General features: G+C 59.8%; 23 protein-coding genes. 18 read left to right on the forward strand and 5 right to left on the reverse strand.

From position 1 onward, the window contains the following. Window positions 1-6: 6 nt before the first annotated feature. Window positions 7-249 carry a hypothetical protein gene (locus ACX3M4_RS18580; RefSeq protein WP_459354471.1) on the forward strand — a complete coding sequence of 81 codons (243 nt, stop codon included), beginning with the start codon at window positions 7-9 and terminating at the stop codon, window positions 247-249. Here ACX3M4_RS18580 and ACX3M4_RS18585 read toward each other — a convergent pair. The 3 genes from ACX3M4_RS18585 to ACX3M4_RS18595 form a co-directional block, all read right to left on the reverse strand. Next, window positions 246-1,082: a hypothetical protein gene (locus ACX3M4_RS18585; protein WP_459354472.1), complete on the reverse strand. Its 837-nt coding sequence runs from the start codon at window positions 1,080-1,082 to the stop codon at window positions 246-248. The two genes, ACX3M4_RS18580 and ACX3M4_RS18585, sit on opposite strands and share 4 nt — an antisense overlap. 283 nt (window positions 1,083-1,365) lie before the next feature. Next, window positions 1,366-4,002 (reverse strand): ATP-binding protein, encoded by a 2,637-nt coding sequence (locus ACX3M4_RS18590; protein WP_459354473.1) that lies wholly within the window; start codon window positions 4,000-4,002, stop codon window positions 1,366-1,368. Between the two features lie 125 nt (window positions 4,003-4,127). After that, window positions 4,128-4,811: a substrate-binding periplasmic protein gene (locus ACX3M4_RS18595; protein WP_459354474.1), complete on the reverse strand. Its 684-nt coding sequence runs from the start codon at window positions 4,809-4,811 to the stop codon at window positions 4,128-4,130. A gap of 248 nt (window positions 4,812-5,059) precedes the next feature. Here ACX3M4_RS18595 and ACX3M4_RS18600 point away from each other — a divergent pair, with 248 nt between their 5' ends. Further along, complete coding sequence (locus ACX3M4_RS18600; protein ID WP_459354475.1) at window positions 5,060-5,731, forward strand: YggS family pyridoxal phosphate-dependent enzyme; 672 nt, start codon at window positions 5,060-5,062, stop codon at window positions 5,729-5,731. A gap of 456 nt (window positions 5,732-6,187) precedes the next feature. Continuing rightward, entirely contained in the window at window positions 6,188-6,418 is a 231-nt protein-coding gene (locus tag ACX3M4_RS18605; RefSeq protein WP_459354476.1) for an EF-hand domain-containing protein, read from the forward strand. 166 nt (window positions 6,419-6,584) lie between these two features. Here ACX3M4_RS18605 and ACX3M4_RS18610 read toward each other — a convergent pair whose 3' ends face one another. Next, complete coding sequence (locus tag ACX3M4_RS18610; RefSeq protein WP_459354477.1) at window positions 6,585-8,024, reverse strand: TrkH family potassium uptake protein; 1,440 nt, start codon at window positions 8,022-8,024, stop codon at window positions 6,585-6,587. A 244-nt stretch (window positions 8,025-8,268) separates the two neighbouring features. On the opposite strand from ACX3M4_RS18610, the gene ACX3M4_RS18615 reads away from it, so the two are divergent. The 10 genes from ACX3M4_RS18615 (at window position 8,269) to rimM (ending at window position 17,837) form a co-directional block, all read left to right on the forward strand. Further along, a complete protein-coding gene (locus ACX3M4_RS18615) occupies window positions 8,269-9,261 on the forward strand; it encodes a TRAP transporter substrate-binding protein (RefSeq protein ID WP_459354478.1) in 993 nt (330 codons plus the stop codon). Window positions 9,262-9,406: 145 nt separating this feature from the next. Further along, window positions 9,407-9,901, forward strand: coding sequence for a TRAP transporter small permease (locus tag ACX3M4_RS18620; RefSeq protein ID WP_459354479.1), 495 nt, complete (start codon window positions 9,407-9,409; stop codon window positions 9,899-9,901). Continuing rightward, entirely contained in the window at window positions 9,898-11,172 is a 1,275-nt protein-coding gene (locus tag ACX3M4_RS18625) for a TRAP transporter large permease (protein ID WP_459354480.1), read from the forward strand. Before ACX3M4_RS18620 ends, ACX3M4_RS18625 begins: the two co-directional genes overlap by 4 nt. 10 nt (window positions 11,173-11,182) lie before the next feature. Then, window positions 11,183-12,055 carry an isocitrate lyase/PEP mutase family protein gene (locus ACX3M4_RS18630; RefSeq protein ID WP_459354481.1) on the forward strand — a complete coding sequence of 291 codons (873 nt, stop codon included), beginning with the start codon at window positions 11,183-11,185 and terminating at the stop codon, window positions 12,053-12,055. Window positions 12,056-12,185: 130 nt separating this feature from the next. Further along, window positions 12,186-13,763 carry a multicopper oxidase CueO gene (cueO, locus tag ACX3M4_RS18635; RefSeq protein WP_459354482.1) on the forward strand — a complete coding sequence of 526 codons (1,578 nt, stop codon included), beginning with the start codon at window positions 12,186-12,188 and terminating at the stop codon, window positions 13,761-13,763. 135 nt (window positions 13,764-13,898) lie between these two features. Further along, complete coding sequence (locus ACX3M4_RS18640; RefSeq protein ID WP_459354483.1) at window positions 13,899-14,513, forward strand: exopolysaccharide biosynthesis protein; 615 nt, start codon at window positions 13,899-13,901, stop codon at window positions 14,511-14,513. Between the two features lie 417 nt (window positions 14,514-14,930). Continuing rightward, window positions 14,931-16,481: a signal recognition particle protein gene (gene ffh, locus ACX3M4_RS18645; protein ID WP_459354484.1), complete on the forward strand. Its 1,551-nt coding sequence runs from the start codon at window positions 14,931-14,933 to the stop codon at window positions 16,479-16,481. After that, window positions 16,478-16,801: a chorismate mutase gene (locus ACX3M4_RS18650; protein ID WP_459354485.1), complete on the forward strand. Its 324-nt coding sequence runs from the start codon at window positions 16,478-16,480 to the stop codon at window positions 16,799-16,801. Before ffh ends, ACX3M4_RS18650 begins: the two co-directional genes overlap by 4 nt. A 17-nt stretch (window positions 16,802-16,818) precedes the next feature. Next, window positions 16,819-17,226 carry a 30S ribosomal protein S16 gene (gene rpsP, locus ACX3M4_RS18655; RefSeq protein WP_459354486.1) on the forward strand — a complete coding sequence of 136 codons (408 nt, stop codon included), beginning with the start codon at window positions 16,819-16,821 and terminating at the stop codon, window positions 17,224-17,226. A 56-nt stretch (window positions 17,227-17,282) separates the two neighbouring features. Beyond that, window positions 17,283-17,837: a ribosome maturation factor RimM gene (gene rimM / locus ACX3M4_RS18660; RefSeq protein ID WP_459354487.1), complete on the forward strand. Its 555-nt coding sequence runs from the start codon at window positions 17,283-17,285 to the stop codon at window positions 17,835-17,837. Here rimM and ACX3M4_RS18665 read toward each other — a convergent pair. Continuing rightward, complete coding sequence (locus tag ACX3M4_RS18665; RefSeq protein WP_459354488.1) at window positions 17,786-18,304, reverse strand: VanZ family protein; 519 nt, start codon at window positions 18,302-18,304, stop codon at window positions 17,786-17,788. The two genes, rimM and ACX3M4_RS18665, sit on opposite strands and share 52 nt — an antisense overlap. Before the next feature lie 181 nt (window positions 18,305-18,485). On the opposite strand from ACX3M4_RS18665, the gene trmD reads away from it, so the two are divergent. The 5 genes from trmD to ACX3M4_RS18690 all read left to right on the forward strand — a co-directional run bounded on the left by trmD (window position 18,486) and on the right by ACX3M4_RS18690 (window position 24,570). Continuing rightward, window positions 18,486-19,196 carry a tRNA (guanosine(37)-N1)-methyltransferase TrmD gene (gene trmD / locus ACX3M4_RS18670; protein ID WP_459354489.1) on the forward strand — a complete coding sequence of 237 codons (711 nt, stop codon included), beginning with the start codon at window positions 18,486-18,488 and terminating at the stop codon, window positions 19,194-19,196. 222 nt (window positions 19,197-19,418) lie between these two features. After that, window positions 19,419-19,916, forward strand: coding sequence for a 50S ribosomal protein L19 (gene rplS, locus ACX3M4_RS18675; protein WP_459354490.1), 498 nt, complete (start codon window positions 19,419-19,421; stop codon window positions 19,914-19,916). Between the two features lie 543 nt (window positions 19,917-20,459). Next, window positions 20,460-21,872, forward strand: coding sequence for a 3-isopropylmalate dehydratase large subunit (gene leuC / locus ACX3M4_RS18680; protein WP_459354491.1), 1,413 nt, complete (start codon window positions 20,460-20,462; stop codon window positions 21,870-21,872). Window positions 21,873-22,261: 389 nt separating this feature from the next. Continuing rightward, the gene (locus ACX3M4_RS18685; protein WP_459354492.1) at window positions 22,262-22,819 is read left to right on the forward strand and encodes an HNH endonuclease; all 558 of its coding nucleotides are present in this window, start codon (window positions 22,262-22,264) and stop codon (window positions 22,817-22,819) included. A 341-nt stretch (window positions 22,820-23,160) separates the two neighbouring features. Continuing rightward, window positions 23,161-24,570 carry a TadE/TadG family type IV pilus assembly protein gene (locus ACX3M4_RS18690; protein ID WP_459354493.1) on the forward strand — a complete coding sequence of 470 codons (1,410 nt, stop codon included), beginning with the start codon at window positions 23,161-23,163 and terminating at the stop codon, window positions 24,568-24,570. Window positions 24,571-24,718: the final 148 nt, after the last annotated feature.

Below are 24,718 nucleotides of genomic sequence, written 5' to 3' on the forward strand. Positions count from 1 at the left end.
TTGTTCTTGCCGCCCGATCCGGCGGATTTCCTTGAAGGTTTGACTGGCGGACTGTCACCAGAAATCGTGTCCGCGGTCAACATGCGAGAAGCGAATGAGGGTTCAGAAGCCTGTTTATTTCGCAATGCCGCATTCGTAAAGCTTTCCGGCAGTTTCCCGGCCGCCGCAGTCAGGATCGTTGCTGCAGAAGCCCTCGGTCAGGAAGAACAAGCTCGTGCGGTTCAAGGCATTTTGAGGCGGGAAACCTAGAACGGCAGGCCACCCGTTTTTGGATTTGGATCGGTCTTGGCTCTGTAGACGCGGTCCAGCATGTCAGCGTAGACGGAAAATATCGAATATTGAGATTTCGACTTCTGGCGCAGATCCACGAGCCATTTCATGCAATTATCATAATTCGTCGGGCCATCGCTGGTGGTGCTGGATACAGCCCACCGGTGAATGAGATCGATGTTCACAAAAAAACTTCTCTCCACTCCAAAAAATCGGTCGCTTATTCCCTGCAGGTTTCCCCGGCTGCGCACCATTTCATTCTTTAATACCGTCAGCGCATTCGATTGACCGACCTTCCAGAAGCTCAGGACATACGCGGACCGCTCATAGGCGGTATAGCCGCTGTGGACCGCGCTCTGATATTTGAACGTGGGATAGGTGGTTTCGTAGAGGCCTTCGCGTTCGCTGGCTTTCGCCATGAAAACCCGGAACCTCTCGCAATCCAGCAGTCTGTTGAAATGCGACCATGCTGTCTGATCCTTGTGCCAAGGCGCCTTTTTGACATCGAGCGACTTCAGCCAGTTCGTGAGCGTAGGGTCCTTTGCCGTCTTCACCTTTTCATCCGGCAACATCTTGCCGACGATCCAGCGCCACGACTTCCACTGCGTGATCAAATCATGTTCATGCGGTCCCAAAGCTCGCCCACCCAGTTCGGGGTGGCTGAGATGGAAGGGAATGTCGGCAAGAAAATCGGCATCCCTGACGCCCTCTTCGATGCAGAGCCAGACAACATGCGCCCAGTCTGTCGGGTTGCTCAAGGCTCTGTAGAAAGCATTCGTGGCGCGAGGCGAAAGCCTGTCGATAAAGCCCATGCAACTACCTTTCAAATAGCAATATTCAGGTTTCACAGGGGGAAATAGAGAGTCCCTGCGGCAGCCGCCGAAGATGGGGATCTTCTAGATGCCGGTGAATGCCGGTCTTTCTGTGGGGAGTTCACAGGCGTTTGCTGCAGCTGGAAGTCCGAATGCACTGGTGGACATCAAAATGAGTTTGAACATGACAAGATCCATTTCCTGAAACGCAATACTGCAGGAAAACACTATGGCCGATGGCCGGAGGGATCATGGGTGGGCACACCTAATTTTCGCGTGCAGGCTACTCAATTTCCATGCCAGATTGCGCAGACGCAGGAACGATCCAGGGTTCGCTCTGCGAGCGCAGAAGCACTTCCACCCGGTCTTTCGCCTGAAGTTTGGAGAGGATCGACGAGACGTGATTTTCGACGGTTCTGCGAGACCGGCTCATTGCTTCGGCAATCGCCGCATTGCTGTAGCCCTCGACCAGAAGGCGCAGCACCGTCTGCTCCTTGGCCGTGAGGCCATAGGGGTGTTTGCGGGCGATCGTGTAGGGACCACGCTGCAAGGCCGGAAGGCCGGATGCTCCGTTCCCGGAGCGAAGCCAACGGCGGGCGGCCAGTGCCCCCAGCGGCTGCAAAAGCGTGTCCGCCTGCTGCTGCAAGTCGGCCTTGTCCGTAGTGGCAAGCGCCCAGGCCGCCAGATAATCGGAACTCTCGCCTAGAAATGCCTGCCCGGCTTCTTCGGCCCTTCCGTCGAGAAAGAGGCGGAAAGGCTCCGGAAGATCCGTTTCCGATCCTGCTTCCGGCGGCAAGGCCGCGATCCGGGCCCAGAACATCGCTTCACCGCGCTTGCGGGGACTCGAAAGCGAGGGGTCCAGGCTGCGCAGCCAGTTCCAGGCAGGTAGCGCGGTTTCAGGCGTCCCCGCAAGCACCGCCTGCTCGATCCCGGTCATCTTCAGGACGGTAAGATACTGGGGCTCGCCGATCTTTTCGGCGGAGGCGAGCGCCTCCTCCAACGCCTCTTCGGCGCCTGCATCCCCGAGGCGGACAAGCGAGCGGGCAAGAACGATCTGCGCCGGCATGCGCATCAGCAAGGTCTGGTTCTCCTGCTGAAGCACGCCGCGTGCGATCGTGACGGCTTCGTCGAACCGTCCCTGTTCCAAACGCAATTGTGCCTTCCGGCCGATCAGATAATAGGTCCAGGCATCCAGGTCGTGCGCTGTGTCAAAACCGATACCGGCGTCGATCAGCTCTTCGGCCCGGTCCAGCACGCGCATTTCGATGAGGCATTCGGAGAGGTTGGTGTAAACACGCGCGGCCTGTTCGTCGAACCGGTTCTCCAGCGAGATCCGCAAGCTCTCGCGCAACAGGTCTTCGCCTTCCGGATTTCCCCGGAACAGCAGCGCAGAGCCGACCGTGTTCAATGCGTGCGCACAGGTTTCCACCTCTCGCAGAGGTTCTGCGAGCGACAGGGCCTCCCGTCCCCATTTCACGGCCTCGGTCATTTCGTCCTGGAGCATGTGATATTGCGCCCGCAGCGCATAGGCTTTCGCCCTGGTGGTGTCCGCTGTCGCAGCGCTGTTTTCCAGTGTTTCGATTGCTTCTTCGATGTATCTCCCGGCTTCTCTGGCTTCACCCCGGTACCAGTGAAGCCGGGACAGCCACCTGAGGTTCTCGCCGACCCGGTCGTCCTGTCCTGCCTCGCGCCACAACTCCACGGCCCTTAGACGGGCTGAGATCACGTCCGCGTCGATGCCAAGCGACAACCCGGCCTCATAGGCCCAACGCTCGTTTATTTCCGCGGCCTGCTCGAGCTCCATCCGGCCGGACAGCTTCAGCGCATGGTCCAGAAACCGCGCGGCTTCGCGATGCGCCCCGAGTTTTGCGGCGTTTTCGGCAGCCAAGGGCGCATAGTGCAGCAACAGATCTTCATCCTCGGCACCCCGGGCGTGATGCACAATCATGTCGAGGTTGGAAACCTGATCATCCAGCTTGCAAAGGTAATCCAGAAAGAACCTGTGGGCTTCGATCCGCCTTGAAGGGCTGAGGCGGTCATAGAATGCAAGCCGCGCAATCTCGTGGCGAAAGGAGAGCTTTCGGCTGCCTTCCACCAGCAGGCCCTTGTCCATCGCCTGCCTCAGGGCGTCGTGGCTATCGGTCTGCGGCAAGGCCAGCAGAATGTCCTCAGGCAAGGAACCCGGCCAGCAGGAGGCATATTCCAAAAGCCGAATGACTTGCCTCGAAGTGCCTGAGAGACGGGCGTTGATCGCATCGCCGATTGTCTGGGGAATGTTGCCGCCACCCGCCGGCTGTGTCAGCAGTTCGGTCACGAAAAAGGGATTGCCACCTGTGATATCCAGGAGGCGTTCGGGAGCCAGAGGCGTATCACCGGCGAGCGTCTGGACGGCCTTCAGGGACAGGGGTGCAAGATTTAGCTGTTTTTTCCAGGCCGATCCGATTTCGCCCATCGCCGAGCGAAGGGGATGGTAACCGGCCACCTGGTCATCGCGAAAACTGCAAATCAGCAACAGCGGCAGCATCGCAATTCTGCGGCCGATGAATTTCAGCCAGTCGAGCGTGCGGTCGTCCGCCCAGTGCAAGTCCTCGATGACAAGCACCACCGGGACGCCGGAGCGTGTCAGATGGTCCACCAATCCCCCGAAAAGCAGGGTTTCCTCGTCGCGGGCTTGTGCCGATCCCAGGAGACCGGCCGCAATGTCTCGTATGGGGCCGAGGGGACGCGGCGTTATCAGCGGATCGCAAAGACCGATGGCTTTTTTAGTTTGAGGCCCGAGGGAAAGCAGAAACTCGGCAATCAGGGACGACTTTCCGATCCCGGCTTCGCCGGCAACAAAAACGAGCCGTCCACCGGACTTTGAAATGGAGAGGCGGGCCTCATCCAGGGTTTGCAAATGTTCTTCGCGCTCGAGAAGCAACAGACCAACCAGAAGACAAATTGAAATAAGAAACCAAATTTAGGAAAGAGTGGACGTTACGGCAATTCTCAATAGCGGTTTTTGGCAATCTTTCGCAAAAGTGCCGGGTCCGGGTTCCGCACGGCCTAATTCACCTGTGCCGCATGGGTTTCCCAGATCTCCTTGAGGCGCTTGCCATCCGGATGCGACTTGCTGAAGAGAATGAACATCGGGACGGTCCGGAACGGCTGCGAATGGTCGATCATCCCGGCATCCTCGCCCAGAAATTCCTCTTTCTGGATCATGCCGACCTCAAGGCTCTCGATATAGACGTCGGCCCTTTTGTGGCGAAGCATGTTCCAGGCCTGCTCCTCGGTAACGACGAACTGCACCTTCACACCGGCGTCTTCGAGTGACTTCTGGTACCAGTAGTTCTTCACCGCCACGACCGTCAGATCCCGATGCGCAAGACCGTCAAAATCGAGAGGCGGCAGGCCGTTCGGAAAGGTTTCCTTGCGATAGAAATGGACATACCGGATCTTGTCGATCGAGAGGGTGGAATAATAGAAATCTTCCGCTCGCTCGGACGTATAGACCCAGGAGAAAGTCGCGGGATAAGAACCGTTTCTTGTCATTTCCAGCGTTCTGAGCCAGGGCAGGAAGTTGATCCGCACGTTATGGCCTGCTCTTTCCAGAACACGTTTGACGGTTTGGGCGTGTGTGCCGAGACCGGGGGACCGGGAACCGATATAGGGGGGCCATTCGCCGACTGCGAAGGTGAATGTCTCACAGCGCAGCGGCGCAGCCTGCAGGCATATGAACAGTGCCACAAGGCACGCCAATGAACCGGTCCGGTTCATCTCAGCCCCCACGGTTTGGTTCCAAACAGCTGCGGAATCCTACTCTGAAAGACCTAGGAAAGCGTGAACCCAAAGCAATAGACGTGGGCCCAAGTCGCGCTTTCATGTTTCGGCCATGCCGGTTCGCAAGTCCGGAAAAGCCCCTTGAGATTGATGGGCCAACGCGCATAAGACAGGAACGGGTCCACGACCGGGCCGCCAGTTGAAGGAACACCCGCATGACTTCCGCAGCCGACCGCCTTGCAACCGTTCAGGCCGACATCCGGGCCGCGGAGGCCGAATTCGGCCGCGAAGAAGGCGCTGTCTCGCTGATTGCGGTTTCAAAAACCTTCGAGATCGAGGATATCCGGCCGGTTCTGGCGGCGGGGCAACGGGTCTTCGGCGAGAACCGCGTCCAGGAAGCCATGCACAAGTGGCCTCAGCTTCGCTCAGAATTCGACGGCATCGAGCTTCATCTGATCGGACCGCTGCAATCCAACAAGGCAAAGGAAGCGGTTGCGACATTTGATGTCATCCACACCGTGGACCGGCCGAAGATCGCCGCGGCGCTGAAAAGCGAGATGGAAAAACAGGGACGGAATCTTCCCTGTTTCATCCAGGTCAATACAGGAGAGGAACCGCAGAAGGCCGGGATCGCGCCGAAGGATGTGGACGCCTTTGTCAGGGACTGCCGGGAGGTCGCCGGGCTGAATATTGTCGGCCTGATGTGCATTCCGCCGGTGGAAGAAGCGCCGGGGGAGCATTTCGCCCTTCTGGAAAAGATCGCAAAGCGCAACGGTCTCAAGCAGCTCTCCATGGGCATGTCCGCCGACTATTCCGTTGCCGTCGGTTTCGGCGCGACGCATGTGCGTGTCGGCTCGGCAATCTTCGGCGTCAGGGACTATGCCTGACCGGACAGGCGAAACAGATTTCGCAGTCCTTCCGGATCTCTTTTAGAAAAGCCAATTCGTGCAACGATTTTGATTGAATGGCCGAAGAGTAGGATTCGGTTTGCCGTTAACCGGTAGTATGGCACTTTTAGACAGAAATTAGTTCGAATTTTCCTTTAAAATAGAGGGACTATACTTGCATTTATCTGGCTGATCTAGCCGTATTCCCGCCTGAAATCGTCAAAAATGACAGGATTCTGTCCGGCCCGCGACAGATCGTAATAGTCAGACACAACATTGCCTCTAAGGAACCCAAGAGCAGCCCTTCGGCTGTCGCGATCGGCCAGCACAGTCCTCCTCGTTCCGGTTCGTCGGGTCGCAGGGGCCTGGCGAAGAGACGGAACAGCGGGCGCACCGGCAGCCTTGAAAGGTGAAAGCAGGGCGCCCGGCAAGACCCAAACAGTTGGAGGTCAAACCATGTCCAAACGTCTTACCGCTGCCCTTCTGGCCGGCGCTCTGACCGCGTCCACCGCAGCACTTGCCCAGGGCATCACCTTTGAAGCCGTGGACTTTGACCGGGATGGGTATGTGAGCTTCGAAGAAATCGCAGCTGCCGTGCCGACCCTCACCGAGGACGCGTTCAACGCAGCCGACCAGAACCAGGACAGCCTCCTGGATCCGGACGAATTCGCGACCGTGCAGCCGTAATTCAGGCTTCGGGCGGCCGTCCCCCCGTCGGCTGCCGCAGCAGCCTGGAGCGTCTTTCGTTCCTTTGAACGTGGACTTGATGCTCGAATTGTTCGGCAGTCCAGGCCGTCCGATCAAGACCACCGCCGGTAAGGTCACGCCGGCGGTGGTTTTCTTTTGAAAAAAGTCAGTCCAGCCAGAAATCCGGCGTGAGCAGCAGGATACCGGCGAGAATTTCAAGCCGGCCCAGGATCATTTCGATCGCCAGGAACCATTTGGCAAGATCCGGCAGCGACTGGAAGGTGCCGGAGGGGCCGATCGTGTCTCCAACCCCTGGGCCCACATTTGCCAGCGCAGTGATCGAGGCGCTGAGCGCCGTCAGGAGATCGAGCCCAAGCATCATGTAAATCAGGGAAAATCCTGCAAAGGTTCCGGCATAAACAATCGCAAACACATACACGCCTTCCAGTACCGAATTGGTCACGGTGTGTTCCTGGTACCTGGCTTCGACAATCCGGTGAGGGCGGATCATCCGCCGCAGCAGGCAGCGGATATGGCTTACGAGGATGGCGATCCGGAACATCTTGAAGCCGCCGGACGTCGATCCCGAACATCCGCCGAAAAACGTGAGCACGAAGAAGATTGCGATGACCGCCGGCCCGAATTGCAGATAGTCGTTGGCAGCATATCCGGTGGTGCTGATCACCGACACGACATTGAAGGCGGCGAATGTGAACATCCGGGCCGGAGCGTCGTGACTGATGAAGCGCTCGAAGAAAAACACACCGAAGGTGGCGACGGCGACGATGACGAGCAGCAGGTGGATTTGAACATCGTAGGTGAAACGGCGGCGCTCGGAGCAGCGTATCAAATAGAGGAACGGTATGCTGGAGGCGAGCATGAAGACGATCGCAACCCAGTAGACCTCAAGATTCGGGTATTGGCCGAAAGATTGGTCCGACGTCGAAAATCCGCCTGTTGAAACCGTTGTCATCGAATGAACGACGGCCTCGAAAAAAGTCATTCCAAACAGGTAATACAACGCCATGCAGGCCAGGCTGAGCCCCGCATAGAGGCCAAGCAGGCGAAAAATGAACGGGCCGACATGACCGTATGGCTTGTTGGCAGTTTCCGACGTTTCGAGCGCAAAAAGCTGGCTTCCCCCGACACGCAATCCGGGCAGCAGCCAGATGCCAATGGCAACGACACCTATTCCGCCCACCCATTGCAGCAAGGCGCGCCAGAGAATGATGCCAGGCGGCATCTGATCCAGCCCCGTCAGAACTGTTGAACCTGTTGTCGTCAATCCGGAGGCGGTTTCGAAGAAGGCATCGGTGAAGCTGATGCCGAGGCCGGAGAAATAGAACGGGATCGCGCCGGCAAAGGAAAAGGCAAACCAGGCGGCATTGACGAAGAGGATGGCCTCGCGGAAATGGCGCGGCGGCAATTCGCCGTGAAAGGCCACGTTCATCAGCACACCGGCCGTTCCGAGAACGAGCGAGGAGATGAGGAACACCTGCCAGTCGGGATTTTTTGCAAAGACGTCCACTATTCCCGGAATGATCATCAGCAGGGCAATCAGGATGAGCAGTCGGCCGATCGGCAACGCAATGGCACGAAAATTCATTGACGGATCATCCGGCCCGGTCTGTGGGGAGCGAGGTAGTCTTGCGTCTCAAAAGACCCCTGTTATCTGCCTGTGCAGTGCAAAATGCAAGCGCAGGGGGGGGCGGCCGGGCCGGGTCAACCGGTTGTCACCGGGATGGGGCTGGCTTTTGTTGAGCTGTGTTCAAGGTGGTGTTGAGCCGGTTCGTATTGACCGGTCCCGATGCCTTTGACAGACTGCTCTTCATAATATCTGGGAGGATCTCATGAAAGCACTTTCCTGGGCGCTTGGCGCCGCAGTTGCACTTGGTCTGTCGGCGGGTACGGCACAGGCCGCAGACACCACCTTGCGTATTTCCCTGCAATTGCCGCTCTCCAGCCATCTCGGCCAGAACCTGCAGCTCTTCAAGGAAGAGGTGGAGAAGAGTTCGAACGGCGAGATCGCCGTGGAGATCTACGATTCCGCACAGCTCTACAAGGACAACGAGGTTCCTGCCGCCGTCGGCAGCGGCTCCATCGAGATGGGCGTCGCCTCGCTGACACGCTATGTCGGGGATATTCCGGCGGTCGACGTCTTCTATCAGCCGTTCCTGCTCGACACGGAAGAAAAGGTCCGTGCAGCCACCGCGCCGGATTCCACAGTGCGTGGTCCGCTGGACGAAGCCATCAAGGATACCGGGTCGACCGTGCTGTGGTGGCAGGCCTATGGCGGTTCGATCATGCTGTCGAACGGTGGGCCGGTGAAGACGCCCGATGACCTGAAGGGCAAGAAGGTGCGTGTCTTCGGCAAGACGCTCGGCGATTTCGTGACCGCCGCCGGCGGTGCACCGACGCTGATCTCGGGCTCCGAACAATATCTCGCCTATCAGCGCGGGACCGTCGATATCGGCATGACCGGTGTCTCAGGCGTCGATTCTCGCAAGCTCTGGGAAGTGATGGACACCATCACCGTCACCAACAATGCGGATATCGAGTTCATCGTGGTGGTCAATACCGACTTCTGGAACGGTTTGCCGGATGCGCACAAGGATATCATCCAGGCCGCGGCCCTGAAGGCGGAGGCCGATGTCCGCGACCGCATGTCCGCGATCGAAGCCGAGGCCTATGAGGCAGCCGTTGCCAACGGCATGACCGTCTATACGCCGACCGCGGACGAAATGGCCGCCTGGAAGGCCGTCAGCCAGCCGGTCTACGATACGTTCAGGGAAAAAGCCGGCGCGCTCGGACAGGAAGTTCTGGACGCGGCACAGAAGCTTTGAGCATTCTCTGACGAAACTCGTGCTGCGCGGCCGGTTCTGAAACCGGCCGCGCAGTTCTCTCCTGGTCTTTCTTCTCAGCCCTGGGGACGCACCGGTTCACCCGGTCGGACCCGCTTTACTCCAGCGGCCGGTTTCCGACGATCTCATGAAAGCGTTCCATGTCCTTCTTCAGGCACTTGCCTGGCTTGCCGCGCTGCTTTTCGTGGCGGCCGGCTGCATGCTCACCTATGAGGTCGCGGCGCGCTATCTCTTCATCGCTCCGACGATCTGGGCAGCGGAACTTTCCCAGCTCTGCCTGATCTGGGGCAGCATGACCGCGATGCCGTGGCTGTTGAAGACCGGCCGGCATATTTCCGTCGATGCGTTGACCGAACGTCTCGGACCTCGTGCAAAGCGGGTGTGCCACGTCCTGGCGATGGCCTTTGTTGCCGTCTTCAGCGCCTGGGTCGCCTGGAAGGGCGGCGGCATCTTCTGGGATTCCTTCGTCCGCGGCCGCACGACCGGTTCCATGCTGGACCTGCCGACTTCCGTGGCGGAATTCGCCATCCCCTTCGGCTTCAGCCTGCTCATGCTGCAGGCGCTGATCGAGATCGGCCAGCCGCCCAAGGGGCCGGCCAGCGAAGAGGCGGTGATGGAATGACGACGGTCCTCATCCTCGCCGCCCTGTTTGCGCTGCTGCTGATCCGCGTTCCGGTTGCCTTTGCACTCGGCGGAATGGGGCTTGCCCTGTTGTTGCTGGGCGGTTTCTCGCCTTTGATGGCGCCGCAGGCGATCCTGTCGGCGCTTGACGGTTTCATCCTGCTGGCCGTGCCGCTGTTCCTGCTGATGTCCAATATCCTCTTGAAGGGCGGTGTCGGCCGGGATCTCTTTGCCGCCGTTCATGCCTGGGTCGGCCACTGGCCGGGCGGGCTGGCGGTTGCGACCATTCTTTCCTGCGCCATCTTTGCCGCGATTTCCGGGTCGTCCGTGGCCACGGCCGCCACCATCGGCACGGTGGCCATTCCGGAAATGATCAATCGCGGCTACGAGCGCCGGTTCGTCTACGGCCTCCTTGCCGCAGGCGGCACGCTCGGCATCCTCATCCCGCCGTCGATCCCGATGATCGTCTATGCCTTTGTCACCGAACAATCGGTGATCGCGCTCTTTCTGGGTGGTATCGGACCGGGATTGCTGCTGGTCGTCTTTTTCATTGCCTTTTCGATGATCTATGCCCGCTGGTTCGGCGGTTTCCGGCCGGAGCCGGCGGTCAGCTGGCCCGAGCGGTGGCAGAGCACGGTGCGGGCGCTGCCGTCGATTATCCTCGCCGCGGTCGTCATCCTCGTCATCTACACCGGCGCCGCGACGCCGACGGAAGCCGCCGCCATCGGCTTTGCCGTGGCGCTGCTCATCACCGGCGTCATCCTGCGTTCGCTCACCTGGCAGGGCCTCAGGGAAGCCGCCTACGAGGCCATGGTGACGACGGTGGCAATCCTCTTGATCGTTGCCGGTGCCAAGGTCTTCGGCAAGGCGATCACGCTCTACCGGATCCCGCAGGATATCTCGGTCTTCATTGGCCAGACCATCGACACGCCGCTCGCCTTCATTCTGGTGGTCTCCGTCGTGCTGCTGATCATGGGCCTGGTCTTCGAGGCGCTTTCCATGGTGCTGATCATGACGCCCGTGCTGCTGCCTGCGGCGCTGGCGCTGGGCTTCGATCCGGTCTGGTTCGGTGTCTATATGGTGGTGATGGTCGAATGCGCGCTGATCACGCCGCCGGTCGGGCTCAATCTCTATGTCATCCAGTCGGTCGCCCGCTCGTCGCTTGCGGATGTCTCGCGCGGGGTGCTGCCGTTCCTGGCGCTGATGCTGGTGACGGTCGGCGTGCTTTACGTCTGGACCGATCTGGCGCTTTATCTGCCGTTCAAATTCTGAAGGATCTCCCATGCCGTCTCCGGCGGAAAATCTCAAGAAGCTGCTGGCGCAGCCAAAACTCCACGTCATGCCGTGCTGCTATGACGCGCTTTCGGCCAAGCTGATCGAACAGGCCGGGTTCGAGCTGACTTTCATGTCCGGCTTTGCCGCCTCCGCCTCGCGGATCGGGCAGCCGGATCTGGGGCTGATGTCCTATTCCGAGGTGCTCGACCAGGCGCGCAATATTGCCGACGCCATCCGCATCCCGCTGCTGGCGGACGGCGATACGGGCTACGGCAATGCCATGAACGTGCGCCGCACGGTGACCGGCATGGCGAAGGCCGGTGCGGCGGCCGTGATGATCGAGGACCAGGTGGCGCCGAAACGCTGCGGCCACACGCCGGGCAAGGCCGTAGTTTCGCGCGCGGAAGCCTTCGACCGCATCCGTGCCGCACAGGATGCCAAGGAGGCAGGTGCCGATATCCTGATCCTTGCCCGGACCGATGCCCGCCACGAGCACGGTCTTGCCGAAGCGATCGAACGGGCGGCGAGGTTCAAGGAACTCGGTGCGGATATTCTCTTCGTCGAAGCGCCGAAGACCGTCACCGAGATGGAGGAGATCTGCCGGGAACTGCCTGGCCCGAAAATGGCAAATATCGTCGAAGGCGGCGAGACGCCGGATCTCTCCCACAAGGAGCTTCAGGAGATTGGCTACGCCATTGCCGCCTATCCGCTGACGCTCATGGCCAGTGCCATGAAGGCGATGGTCAGATCGTTGGAACAGTTGAAGTCGGACCAGCCACGGACCCAGGACCTGATGAACTTCAAGGATCTTCGGGAGCGGATCGGCTTCAATGACTATTATGAGGTTTCAGCACGGTACGAAACGTCGAAGCGGGAGTAACCGTTCTTGCCTGGAAGCTGCCGTTCCCGTCATTCGTCCAGAACGGATGCGGCGCAATCGAGGACGCTTCCCATAGGGCATTCAGCAATCTAAGGTCACATATCAGCGTTCCAACAGTCTGAGGTGTGCCATGTCGTCCAGTCTCTTTCGCGTGAACATCAACCGGCGTCTTTTTCTTGCTGGAACGGCCGGTACTCTGGTTTTGCCGGGACTCCTCACGACGCTTGCCAGAGCACAAAGCGAGCGGCCTGCGCTGACCATCCCTCAGCAGGTTTTTCCCGATGCGAAAGGCGAGATTTCGCTCACCGCGATGACGGGGGAGATGACCTTCGTCAACGGATTGAAGACGCCGACCTATGGCATCAACGGACCGTTTCTGGGCCCGGCGATCCGGATGCGCCGCGGTAATTCCGTGACGTTGAATGTCGAAAACCGTGTCGATCAACCGATCACCATGCATTGGCACGGATTGAAAATTCCAGGCGCTGACGACGGCGGCCCGGCGGAAGTGATCAAGCCGGGCGCGTCGTGGTCTCCAACGATCAAGGTCGATCAGGTGGCGTCGACGTGCTGGTTCCATCCGCATTATTATCCGACAACTGCCGAACTCGTGCTGCGCGGGCTTGCGGGTCTCTTCATCATTGACGATGACGAAGCCGATGCACTCGGGCTGCCGTCGGAATGGGGTGTCGACGACATCCCGGTCATCCTGCAGGACAGGCGGTTTAATGCCGACGGCTCGATTTTTCAGCGGTTCAACCTGGCCGCGATCACGGTCGGATATGTCGGCGACACGATGCTGGTCAATGGTGCGGTCTATCCGCAGGCCCGCACGGCGAAAGGCTGGCTGCGATTGCGAATCCTGAACGGGTCCGATGCGCGCAGCTACAAGCTGGCGCTGACCGGCGACAAGTCCTTCTTCGTGATCGGCAGCGATGGCGGCCTGTTGCAGGAACCGGTCGAGATGACCGAACTCCAGGTACATGCCGGCGAACGGTTTGAACTGCTGGTCGATGCCAGAGACGGCAATGCTTTCGATCTCGTGACCCATCCTGTCGACCAGATGGCGATGAACCTGCCGCCCTTCGACAAGGTGCTGCCCCTGGTGACCTTTCTGCCGGACGGCAAGGAAGGAGCAGGGAAGCTTCCGGATTTCCTCGCCCAGCTCGAGCCGTTGGCGGATCTTTCCAATGACCCGGCCCAGACGCTCAATTTCGGCATGAACCTCGACAAGGAGGGAATGAAGCCCTTCATGATGGCCGGGCTGCCAAAGCTTATGGCGACAGGCGAGGCGAATCCGGAGATCGTGGCCGCGGTCACCAAACTGATTGCCGACGGTCCGGCACTTTCCGACGATGTTCAGCTTTCGGCGAATACCGTCAACGGCAAATCCTTCGATATTGAACGCGTGGACTTCGATGTCGCCATGAACAAGGACCAGCGCTGGCAGTTTTCTGAAGGCACCGACGCCATGCTGCATCCTGTCCACCTGCATGGCTGCCAGTACCGCATTCTCGCGGTGAACGGAAAAGCGCCATCCGCGCATCTGGCCGGGTGGAAGGATACGATGCCGATCGAGAAGGGCGGAACGGTGGATATTCAGGTCCGCTTCGAATATCCGGCGACGAAAGACAAACCCTATATGGCGCACTGCCACATCCTGGAACATGAAGATTCCGGGATGATGGCCGCGTTCACGGTGAGCTGACGGCGTCCGTCTGCCCGGCCATCGAACCGCCCTGCCAATCTGCGGAATGCACCGCATTGTCCTGCTCGGTGTTGTATTTGATGCAGATGGAGTGATAGATCCTGCGCGACACGGACGTTGTAACGGAAACATTGAATGCAGGGCGAGATGCGCCGAAGACCTTCGCTGTCGCTGCCGATCCTGCGAACATCGCGCGACCAGCACCGGAACGGCACACTAACGCTGGGCAATTTGCTGTCCGCACTGGGCGAGACCTCGTTCGGCTGGGCAATCGTGCTGTTTTCCCTGCTGACCCTTCTGCCGTTGCCGCCCGGTTCCTCTCTCATTACCGGTCTTCCCGTACTCGTCACGACGTTCCAGATGGTGCTCGGCTTTCCTCATGTGAAACTGCCCAGGCCGCTGGCGCGCCTTTCGCTCAATCATACCAAGCTGAGGCGCACGCTGGCACGCATGCGTCCCGTCACGCGCCGGCTGGAGCGCATGCTGGTTCCGCGATACGAGGGTCTGTTCGCGGCCAGACATGAGCGGATGCTCGGGCTGGCGCTCTTCGTGATTGCGTTCGCACTGTTTCTGCCCGTGCCGCTCAGCGGCTGGTTTCCGGCGACGGCGCTGTTCATTGCCGGCGTCGGCATCGTTGAGCGCGACGGGCTGGTGCTCATCATTGGTCTTTCGCTTGGTCTGGCCTCTGTATTGCTTACCGCCGCGATCCTGATCTCGATTGCAATCAGTACGAACGCGCTGATGGTTTGACGCGAAGGCAAATGCAAGGGTCGATGACAGCGGAGTGGGTTTGAAGGCCGTTGTGAGATGTCGACGATGTACGAGGCCTCGGAACGGGAGTGATAGGCTCCTCACCCGTCGTCATTCCGGACAAGTGCTGCTCGTGCAGCACTTGTCCGGAATGTCGGAAGCGGAAATCCGCCAGCTTCCTTGACTCTTCCGCCCCTTTCAGGCATAGACCCGCCAACTCCGTATGAGTGACTGACATTTCAAGCCGCCGACCGGGACCCGTAAAGGTGTAAAGAGATCCCGGAGGTTACCACCCGACAGCGCGATGCGCCCTCGGGTGTCAAACTGCTTTGCGTTGCCGTATCCGGTTGGATTTGAAGGACGGTTGCCCATATGGTTCGGGAGATTTCCCGAAACGAGACCATTCAAGGACCACTTATGTTTGAAAGCCTGTCCGATCGACTAAGCGGTATTTTCGACAAGCTCACCGGCCGCGGTGCGCTGTCGGAAAACGACGTCAACGAGGCGCTGCGCGAAATCCGCCGCGCGCTGATCGAAGCCGACGTCGCCCTGCCGATCGTACGTTCCTTCACCGACAAGGTGCGCAACCGCGCCATCGGTGCCGAGGTCGTCAAATCGGTGACCCCGGGCCAGATGGTCGTGAAGATCGTTCATGACCAGCTCGTCGAGATGCTCGGCGAAGAGGCCCAGCCGATCGATCTCAATGCGCCGGCACCGGTCGCGATCATGATGGTCGGTCTGCAGGGCTCCGGTAAGACGACGACCACGGCCAAGATCGCCCGCCGCCTGACCCAGCGCGACAAGCGCAAGGTGCTGATGGCTTCGCTCGACACCCGCCGTCCGGCGGCGCAGGAGCAGCTGAAGGTTCTGGGTGAGCAGAACGGCATCGACACGCTGCCGATCGTCGCCGGCCAGGGTCCGGTGGAGATCGCAAAGCGGACGATGTCCGCGGCCAGGCTCGGCGGTTATGACGTCGTGCTGCTCGACACCGCCGGCCGCACGCATATCGACGAGCCGCTGATGGTGGAGATGGCCGAGGTCAAGGCCGCGTCCCAGCCGCATGAAATCCTGCTGGTCGCCGACAGCCTGACCGGTCAGGACGCCGTCAACCTGGCGAAGAGCTTCGACGAGCGCGTCGGCATCACCGGTATCGCGCTGACCCGTATGGACGGTGACGGCCGCGGCGGTGCGGCGCTGTCCATGCAGGCGGTCACCGGCAAGCCGGTGAAGCTTATCGGTACGGGCGAAAAGTCCGACGCGCTGGAGGATTTCCATCCGCGGCGCATCGCCGACCGCATCCTCGGCATGGGCGATATCGTCTCGCTGGTGGAAAAGGCGGCGGAAGCCATCGACGCGGAACAGGCCGCGAAGATGGCGAAGAAGATGCAGAAGGGTCACTTCGACCTGGAAGATCTCGCCGAGCAGCTGAAGCAGATGGAAAAGCTGGGCGGCATGTCCGGCATGATGGGAATGCTGCCGGGCGTCGGCAAGATGAAGAAGCAGATCGAGGCGGCCAACATCGACGACAAGATGTTCAAGCGCCAGATCGCCATCATCCAGTCGATGACCCCGGAAGAGCGCAAGAAACCGGACCTGATGAAGGCAAGCCGCAAGAAGCGCATTGCCGCCGGGTCCGGCATGGACGTTGCCGACGTCAACAAGCTTCTGAAGATGCACCGCCAGATGGCGGACATGATGAAGAAGATGGGCAAGGGCAAGGGCCTGCTCGGCAAGCTGATGGGCGGCATGGGCGGCGGCATGCCGGATGTCGACCCGAAGCAGCTTGAGGAAATGGCCAAGTCCGGCAAGTTGCCGGGCGGAATGGAATTGCCGAAAGGCCTTCCGGGCGGGCTGCCTGGCGGCCTCGGCGGCGGTCTGCCGCCGGGCATGGGCATGCCGGGACTTCCCGGTCTTGGCGGTCCGAAACTTCCCGGGCTCCCGGGTATGGGCAAGGGCAAGAAACGATGAGCGAAGCAGAACGTCAGCTGGGCGAAAGCGCAGCCTTGAGCGAGCTGAAAGCCCTTCGTGCCTCCATCGACAACATCGATGCGGCGCTCGTCCACATGCTCGCAGAACGGTTCAAGTGCACCCAGAAAGTGGGTGTGCTGAAGGCCACGAACGACCTGCCGCCGGCTGATCCGGGGCGGGAAAAATTTCAGATCGAACGGCTGCGGCAGCTTGCCAGCGACGCCCATCTCGATCCTGACTTTGCCGAGAAATTCCTGAACTTCATCGTCAGGGAAGTGATCCGGCACCATGAAGCCATTGCCGCTGAAGCCGGCAACTGAACAAACTGGAGACTAAAATGGCTACGAAAATTCGCCTTGCACGTGGCGGTTCCAAGAAGCGTCCGTACTACCGCATCGTTATTGCCGACATCCGCGCTCCGCGCGATGGCCGCTTCATCGAAAAGGTCGGTTCCTACGACCCGATGCTGCCGAAGGATTCCGAGAACCGCGTCGTTCTGAACGTCGAGCGCATCCAGCATTGGCTGGACGCCGGCGCAAAGCCGACCGACCGCGTTCACCGCTTCCTGGACGCTGCCGGCCTGCTGAAGCGCGAGCCGCGCAACAACCCGAAGAAGGCAGAGCTCGGCGCGAAGGCCAAGGAACGCGTTGAAGCAAAGCGTCAGGCTGAAGAAGAAGCAGCCGCTGCTGCTGCCGAAGCTGCTGCCGCTGCAGACGCACCGGCTGAAGAAGCTGCTGCTGAATAAGCTGAACAACAAGATGTGTGTGGCCGCGTTCGATCGCCTGAAGGGATCCTTTTGAGATGACGTCTTCCGACGATCAGAAGGTGCTGATGGCCAGGATCGGCGCGGCCCACGGCATTCGCGGGGAAGTGCGGGTCAAGCCCTATGGCGACGACCCGCTTTCCTTTGCCGACTACGGCAGTCTCACGACGAAGGACGGCAAACGGGTCTTCGAAGTGGAAAAGGCGCGGGTGCAGAAGACGGTGGTGGTGACCAAATTCAAGGGCATTACCGACCGCAACCAGGCGGAAGCACTGAACGGCGTCGATCTCTATATCGACCGCGACCAGCTGCCAGAACCTGACGAAGACGAATTCTACTATTCCGACCTGACCGGCCTGGCCGTCCTCGATCAGAGCGGCCAGACGCTCGGCGCTGTGATAGCCGTGCAGGATTTCGGTGCCGGTGATCTTCTGGAAGTGCGGCCGAAGCGCGGCCGGAGCTTCTACGTGCCCTTCACGAAGGAATTCGTGCCGGAGATATCCCTTGAAGAGGGTCTGGTGCGGGTGGATCTTCCGGAGGACTATTTCTCCGAAGGCACGCCGGAACCCTCGGAAGGCTCGCCCGAAAGATAACGGGTGCGTACGGGTTCCAGACCCATTTCTCCCAGATCCAGATCCGGCTTCACATCCGCGACCGCCTGCCGGGCCTCGGACCGGGTCAACGCGATCAGGGCGACGATCAGCGCAACGCCGATGCCGTTGGCCACCGCATCCTGCAGCGACATTTCGTGATTGGGCAGGAAACCCTGCACGAATTCGCCAAGAAGACCCATGCTGAAGGCAACAACGGCGGAAATGCGCAGGCGGCAGCAGAAGAGCGCGTGGATCGACAGGGTCAGGAGGGCGAAAAAGCCGATATGGATCACCTTGTCGTAAGGATGGCCGACACCGGTGTTGAAGATGAGGCCGGCCAGGACGCCGAAGGTCATCAGAGCGATCAGCGGCAGGACACGGCTCAGCGAGACATCGAGATAGTCCCGGTCGACGAGACCCTGAACAATACGCGGAAGCCTGAAACGGAAAACTGGAAACCTGACCACGGCAATAGACCCGATTGAAATGCTCTTGTCAGTTTAGACGGTGAGACTTAATCAGGGCTTTCTTTTCCGGCGCACCCCTGATGAATTCGACAGGTTTTTAGGAAAGCGGTAAACGGTCTCTTAACCAAGGAGCGGTTTTGGGACAGGTCCCAAGGGCTTATCGGCAGAACTGACAGGCAAGATGACGTTCAAGGCAACCATTCTGACGCTCTATCCGGACATGTTTCCCGGACCTCTCGGGCAGAGTCTGTCCGGCCGGGCGCTGGACAAGGGCCTGTGGGCGCTGGAGACCAGCCAGATCCGCGACTTTGCCACCGACAAGCACCGCTCGGTCGACGATACGCCCGCCGGTGGCGGTGCCGGCATGGTGCTTCGGGCCGATATCCTGGCCAAGGCCATCGACGCGGCGGCCCCTGCCGACGACCCGCGCCCTCGCCTCCTGATGAGCCCGCGCGGCAAGCCCTTCACCCAGGCCCGCGCGCATGAGCTTGCCGACGGACCCGGCGCCATCATCGTCTGTGGCCGCTTTGAGGGCATCGACCAGCGGGTGATCGACGCGCGCGGCCTCGAAGAGGTCTCCATCGGCGACTACATCCTTTCCGGCGGCGAGATCGGCGCGATCACGCTGCTCGATGCCATCGTGCGGCTGATCCCAGGCGTCATGGGCAACATGGACAGCGCCGAGACCGAAAGCTTCGAAGGCGGCCTCCTGGAGCATCCGCAGTATACGCGGCCGGCCGAGTTCGAGGGCCTCACCATTCCGGAAGTCCTGACCTCCGGCAACCACCAGAAGATCCACGAATGGCGCATGGCCGAAGCCGAACGCCTCACCCGCGAGCGGCGGCCGGATCTCTGGAAGGCCTATATGGCCGATGAGGACGATGTGGATTGAAGAATCCGCATGACAATCCCCGGAAATTCCTGTATACGCCCGCCCAAGCTGGGTGAAGCTGTGTCTTTTCCTTGGAAGGACCTGTGACCTGAAGCAAGGCCGGAAGGCCGAGAAACTTCAGGAAACCCGGTGGACAACACCATGGCCCAAAGTCGGTGAAACCGTTTCCGGACATGCCGGAAAACGCTCTGACCGCTTTGTAATTCAAAAGGGAAATATGCCATGAACATCATCGAGCAGCTCAATGCTGAGGAAATGGCGAAAATCGAAGCGCAGCGCAAGCTGCCGGAATTTTCCCCTGGTGACACCGTTCGCGTCAACGTGAAGGTCACCGAAGGTACGCGTACCCGTACCCAGGCTTACGAAGGCGTCTGCATTGCCCGTTCCGGCGGCGGCATCAACGAGAGCTTCACGGTTCGCAAGATTTCTTACGGTGAAGGCGTCGAGCGCGTTTTCCCGATCTACTCCCCGATGCTGGAAGGCGTGGAAGTCGTTCGCCGCGGTAAGGTTCGCCGCGCGAAGCTCTACTACCTGCGCGACCGTCGCGGCAAGTCCGCCCGTATCGTTGAAAACACCAATGCCCGCTCCAAGCGCCTCAACGAAGAAGTGCGTTCGGAACTGGTTGCTGCCAAGCAGGCCGCCGCGGACGCCAAGCAGGCTGCCCAGGAAGCAGAAGCTGCAGCCGCCGCTGCTGCTGCCGCGGAAACCGCTGCAGAATAAGCCGATCCGGCAGACATGTTTCGAAAAGGCGGTCCTTCGGGCCGCCTTTTTGTTTTGGGCCACGGTTTGGAACATCCCCTCCATCGTCATCCTGGACGCAGCGCAGTGGAGACCCGGGACCGGGGAGCCAAGACAGGTGACGGGTGCAACAAGACCTTCCTCAAACCGCAGCGCAATCGCATAGGTTTGCAAGACGCAGCCAAGCCCCAATTTACCTCTCCCGTTCGGAGAGGCCGGCGCGACCTCGCCAAATGCGATGGCCCTGCCCCGAACCCGGTGCCTCCCCGGTCCCGGTTCAAGTTTCATTTGGCCGGGATAACGATGGTGATGCTGCAATTCGCCGATAAATCCGGATTACCGGTCAATCCGAGTTGAATTCAGCTCAACTCGCGGCGCTTGACCTTCAAGCGGCACTGCGTCATTCACTAGCTACGACAAACGAGGATAGACCCTTGCGGCTGGACGCGCCGCGACGGGCTTCACCGGGCAATCCGCAAACTTCATGATGTTTGACCGTTGCCCGGCTAGACCGAGGAGAGACCCATGGCCAAGGCACGCACGCTCTACGACAAGATCTGGGACGACCACGTGGTCGACATGCAGCCAGACGGTACCGGCCTGCTCTATATCGACCGTCACCTGGTGCATGAAGTCACCAGCCCGCAGGCCTTCGAAGGCCTGCGCATGTCCAAGCGCAAGGTGCGCCAGCCGCAGAAGACGCTGGCCGTTGTCGACCACAACGTACCGACCACCGACCGCCGCCATGGCATCGACGATCCGGAATCCGCGCTGCAGGTGGACACGCTTGCCAAGAACGCGGCCGAATTCGGCATCGAATATTACTCCGAACTCGACATGCGCCAGGGCGTGGTGCACATCGTCGGTCCGGAACAGGGCTTCACCCTGCCCGGCATGACCATTGTCTGCGGCGACAGCCACACCTCCACCCACGGTGCGTTCGGCTCGCTTGCCCACGGCATCGGCACTTCCGAGGTGGAACATGTTCTGGCCACCCAGACGCTGATCCAGAAGAAAGCCAAGAACATGCTGGTGAAGGTCGAGGGCAAGATCCCGGCCGGTGTCACCGCAAAGGACATCGTTCTGGCGATCATCGGCAAGATCGGCACCGCCGGCGGCACCGGCTACGTCATCGAATATGCCGGCGAAGCCATCCGCTCGCTCTCCATGGAAGGCCGCATGACGGTCTGCAACATGTCGATCGAAGCCGGCGCCCGCGCCGGCCTGATCGCGCCGGATCAGACCACGTTCGACTACATCGACGGCCGTCCGAAGGCGCCGAAGGGCGAAGCCTGGGACATGGCGCTGTCTTACTGGAAGACGCTGCACACGGACGCAGATGCCTATTTCGACAAGGTGGTCGAGCTGGACGCTGCCAACCTGCCGCCGATCGTGTCCTGGGGCTCGTCGCCGGAAGATGTCGTCTCCGTGGAAGGCGTGGTGCCGGATCCGGCGGACATCACGGATGAAAACCGCCGCGAATCCAAGAAGCGCGCGCTGGAATACATGGGCCTTACTCCGGGTACGAAGATCACCGACATCAAGATCGACCGGGCCTTCATCGGCTCCTGCACCAACGGCCGCATCGAGGACTTGCGCGCTGCTGCTGCGGTCATCGGCAATCACAAGGTGGCCGCCGGCGTCAGTGCCATGGTGGTTCCGGGTTCCGGCCTGGTGAAGGAACAGGCCGAGGAAGAAGGCCTGGACCTCATCTTCAAGGAAGCCGGCTTCGAATGGCGCGAGCCGGGCTGCTCCATGTGCCTTGCCATGAACGCCGACAAGCTGAAGCCGGGCGAGCGCTGCGCCTCGACCTCGAACCGCAATTTCGAGGGCCGCCAGGGTCACAAGGGCCGCACGCACCTGGTGTCGCCGGCCATGGCTGCGGCTGCCGCGATCGCCGGTCATTTCGTCGACATTCGCGAGTGGACCGCGAACTGATTCGATCCGGAAACGGGCAAATTCAGGGGCGCCTCCGAGCGCCCTTTTTTATTGCGCGGGCAAATTGCCTGCCATGACGCAGAGGAGCCCGGTTTTGCGCAAATGATTCATGGATTTAAGGAAAATCCTTTGCCAGAAAAGACCTATCAACATCTCTGTCCGGAAATGAAATAGACGGGCTTCACAAGACTGTCACCTCGGGCCTACAATACTCCCGTCACAAAAGGACAAGTTCCGCTGTCCGATTGACCGGCCAGGGGACCGTCCGACGCGATCAACGCGCTCTCGGTTGGCACCCGCTTGCGGCCTGTTGGTCCAACGTTAGTCGTGAGAGCACCGTGCCTCGGGGTCTGCCTGGCGCGGGGGCTCCCCGGAATGAGGAGCGGAAGGTGACGATAGCGGTATCGCCGGGAGCGCATCCGGCGTTGGTGCTCAACGCGGATTACCGGCCCTTGAGCTACTATCCCCTGTCCCTGTGGAGTTGGCAGGACACGGTCAAGGCCGTCTTTCTGGACCGGGTGAACATCGTTGCCGAATACGATGCGGCGGTCCGAAGTCCGAGCTTCGAGTTCCGATTACCCAGTGTGGTCTCGCTCAAGAGCTTCGTGAAACCCAGCCGCTTCCCAGCCTTTACCCGCTTCAACGTCTTTCTCCGCGACAAATTCCAGTGCCAGTATTGCGGCTCCAAAGAGGAGCTGACCTTCGATCACCTTGTCCCGCGCTCCAGGGGCGGCCTCACCACCTGGGACAACGTCATCACCGCCTGCTCCCCGTGCAACCTGCGCAAATCCAACAAGTCCTGCCAGCAACTGAACATGTGGCCGATGCACATGCCCTTCCAGCCGACCATCCAGGACCTGCACAACAACGGTCGCGGCTTCCCGCCCAACTATCTGCACGATAGCTGGCTCGACTTTCTCTACTGGGACACCGAACTGGAGCCGTAACGCGGCCGCGGTTCAAACCAGTCGCAGGATATGCTGCAGCAACCGGTCAGATGATCTTTCGGATCACCCCGGCGATTGCTGACGCGCGTCATGGCGTGACAATGAGCAGACTGGCGCCTGTGTGCCGGAAATCGTGAGCGGATACTCCAGGGCCTCGCCTTATCCTTTAAATGCCGGCAGCCGCTACCCTGCGTTGAATTCTACTTTATCTGGACAGCGTCTGGATGTAAAAATGTGCCGAAAACTTGATTGTTAATTGAATCTTAACCAAAAAACACAAGTTAACTCACGCTTTCTTCATAAGTTATGTAGATACTCCGGCTATCTCTTACGAGGTGGCTATGTACAGCTTCCGTTTTTTCTCAAAATCCAAACTATTCGCCCGGTTTCTGACGCAGGAGCAGGGCGCCGTTCTGCCGGTATTCGCGGTGATGATCATCATGATGGTCGTCATCGCCGGATCGGCTTTCGACGTCGCCAGGGTTGTGAATGCCCGGGAGAAGCTGTCTTACGCGCTGGATGCGGCGGCCCTGTCGGTCGCGGCCGAGCTGTCGACCTCTGTCATGACCGACGCCGAGATCAAGACGGCGCTGACGGCTTCCTTCGAAGCCAACCTGAAGGGCCTGGAGTTTCTTGACGACGCGATCAAGAACATAACTTTCACCGTCGACGCCGAGAACGGTCTGGTGACAGTTTCTTCCAAAGCTTCCCTGAAGAACTATTTCATCGATATCGGCGGCTACATGCAAAAGAACCTCGGTCCCGAGGTCTTCGAATTCGGAACGAGTTCCCAGGTCGCCTATTCCAGGTTCGAGGTAGAACTGGCCCTGGTCGTGGACGTGACCGGGTCCATGTCCAGCAGTGACATGAAAACGCTGCGTGACGCTTCCAAAGCGGTCGTCAACATCCTGCTGCCGGAAGACACTGCCGAAAGCGACGCCAAGGTGCGCATTTCCCTCGTTCCCTACAGCCAGGGCGTCAATCTCGGCACCTATGCGAAGAAGGCCAGGGGCGGCGATTACTACAGCGTCAGCGGCACCTGCGTGACCGAGCGTCAGGATTATTCGACCTACAAGGTCATGCTGACGGACGATGCCTATAACTATTACAAGAAATCCAGTCCGCCGCCAGCTCAGACTTTCTTTGGCGGCGGCAGCACAAGCTGTTCGTCGACGTCAAAGCTGGTGCCGCTGACCAAGAGCCGCAGCACCTTGCTGCCGGCGATCGCCGCGCTGACGAACACGGGCGGTACAGCGGGCCAAACCGGCACCGCCTGGGGCTGGTACACGCTGTCGCCGAATTACGCCAACCTGTGGCCGTCAGAGAGTGAACCGGCCGCCTATTCGGATACTGAAACGCTCAAGTTCGCGATCATCATGACGGACGGCGACAACAATCGCTACTATCAGTATGTCGAGACGGAAGAACAGTGCACCAACGTCAAGAAAAACGGAAAGACGGTGAAGGAATGCACCACTGTCGCCGTGAATGCCTGGCGCGAAACCGGAGAATCCGAAGCTTACAGCAATAAAAGCTCAACGCGCTCCCGCGATCTGTGCGCGGCGATGAAGTCGGCCGGGATCGAGGTGTTCGGCGTCTATTTCGGTACCAGCAACAGTTCCGCGGGTGCCAAGAACATGCAGTCCTGTGCCAGCACGGGAAACTATTATCAGGCTGCATCCTCCAGTGAACTGATCAATGCCTTCGCCAACATCGCTAGGAAAATTCAGAAGATTTATCTATCGAAATAAAAGGCTCCGTCCGGAGTATTTCATAAGCAATGTCGATCCTGTGCGAAGGCGGCACTCCATGGATAATGGGGCGCTGTTAACCTTCTGTTTACACTTACCGAAGAGTTCATTTAAGGAAATAGGCACTTTTGTGTAGTAACAGTCTCAA

The organism is Roseibium sp. M-1, assembly GCF_054515675.1.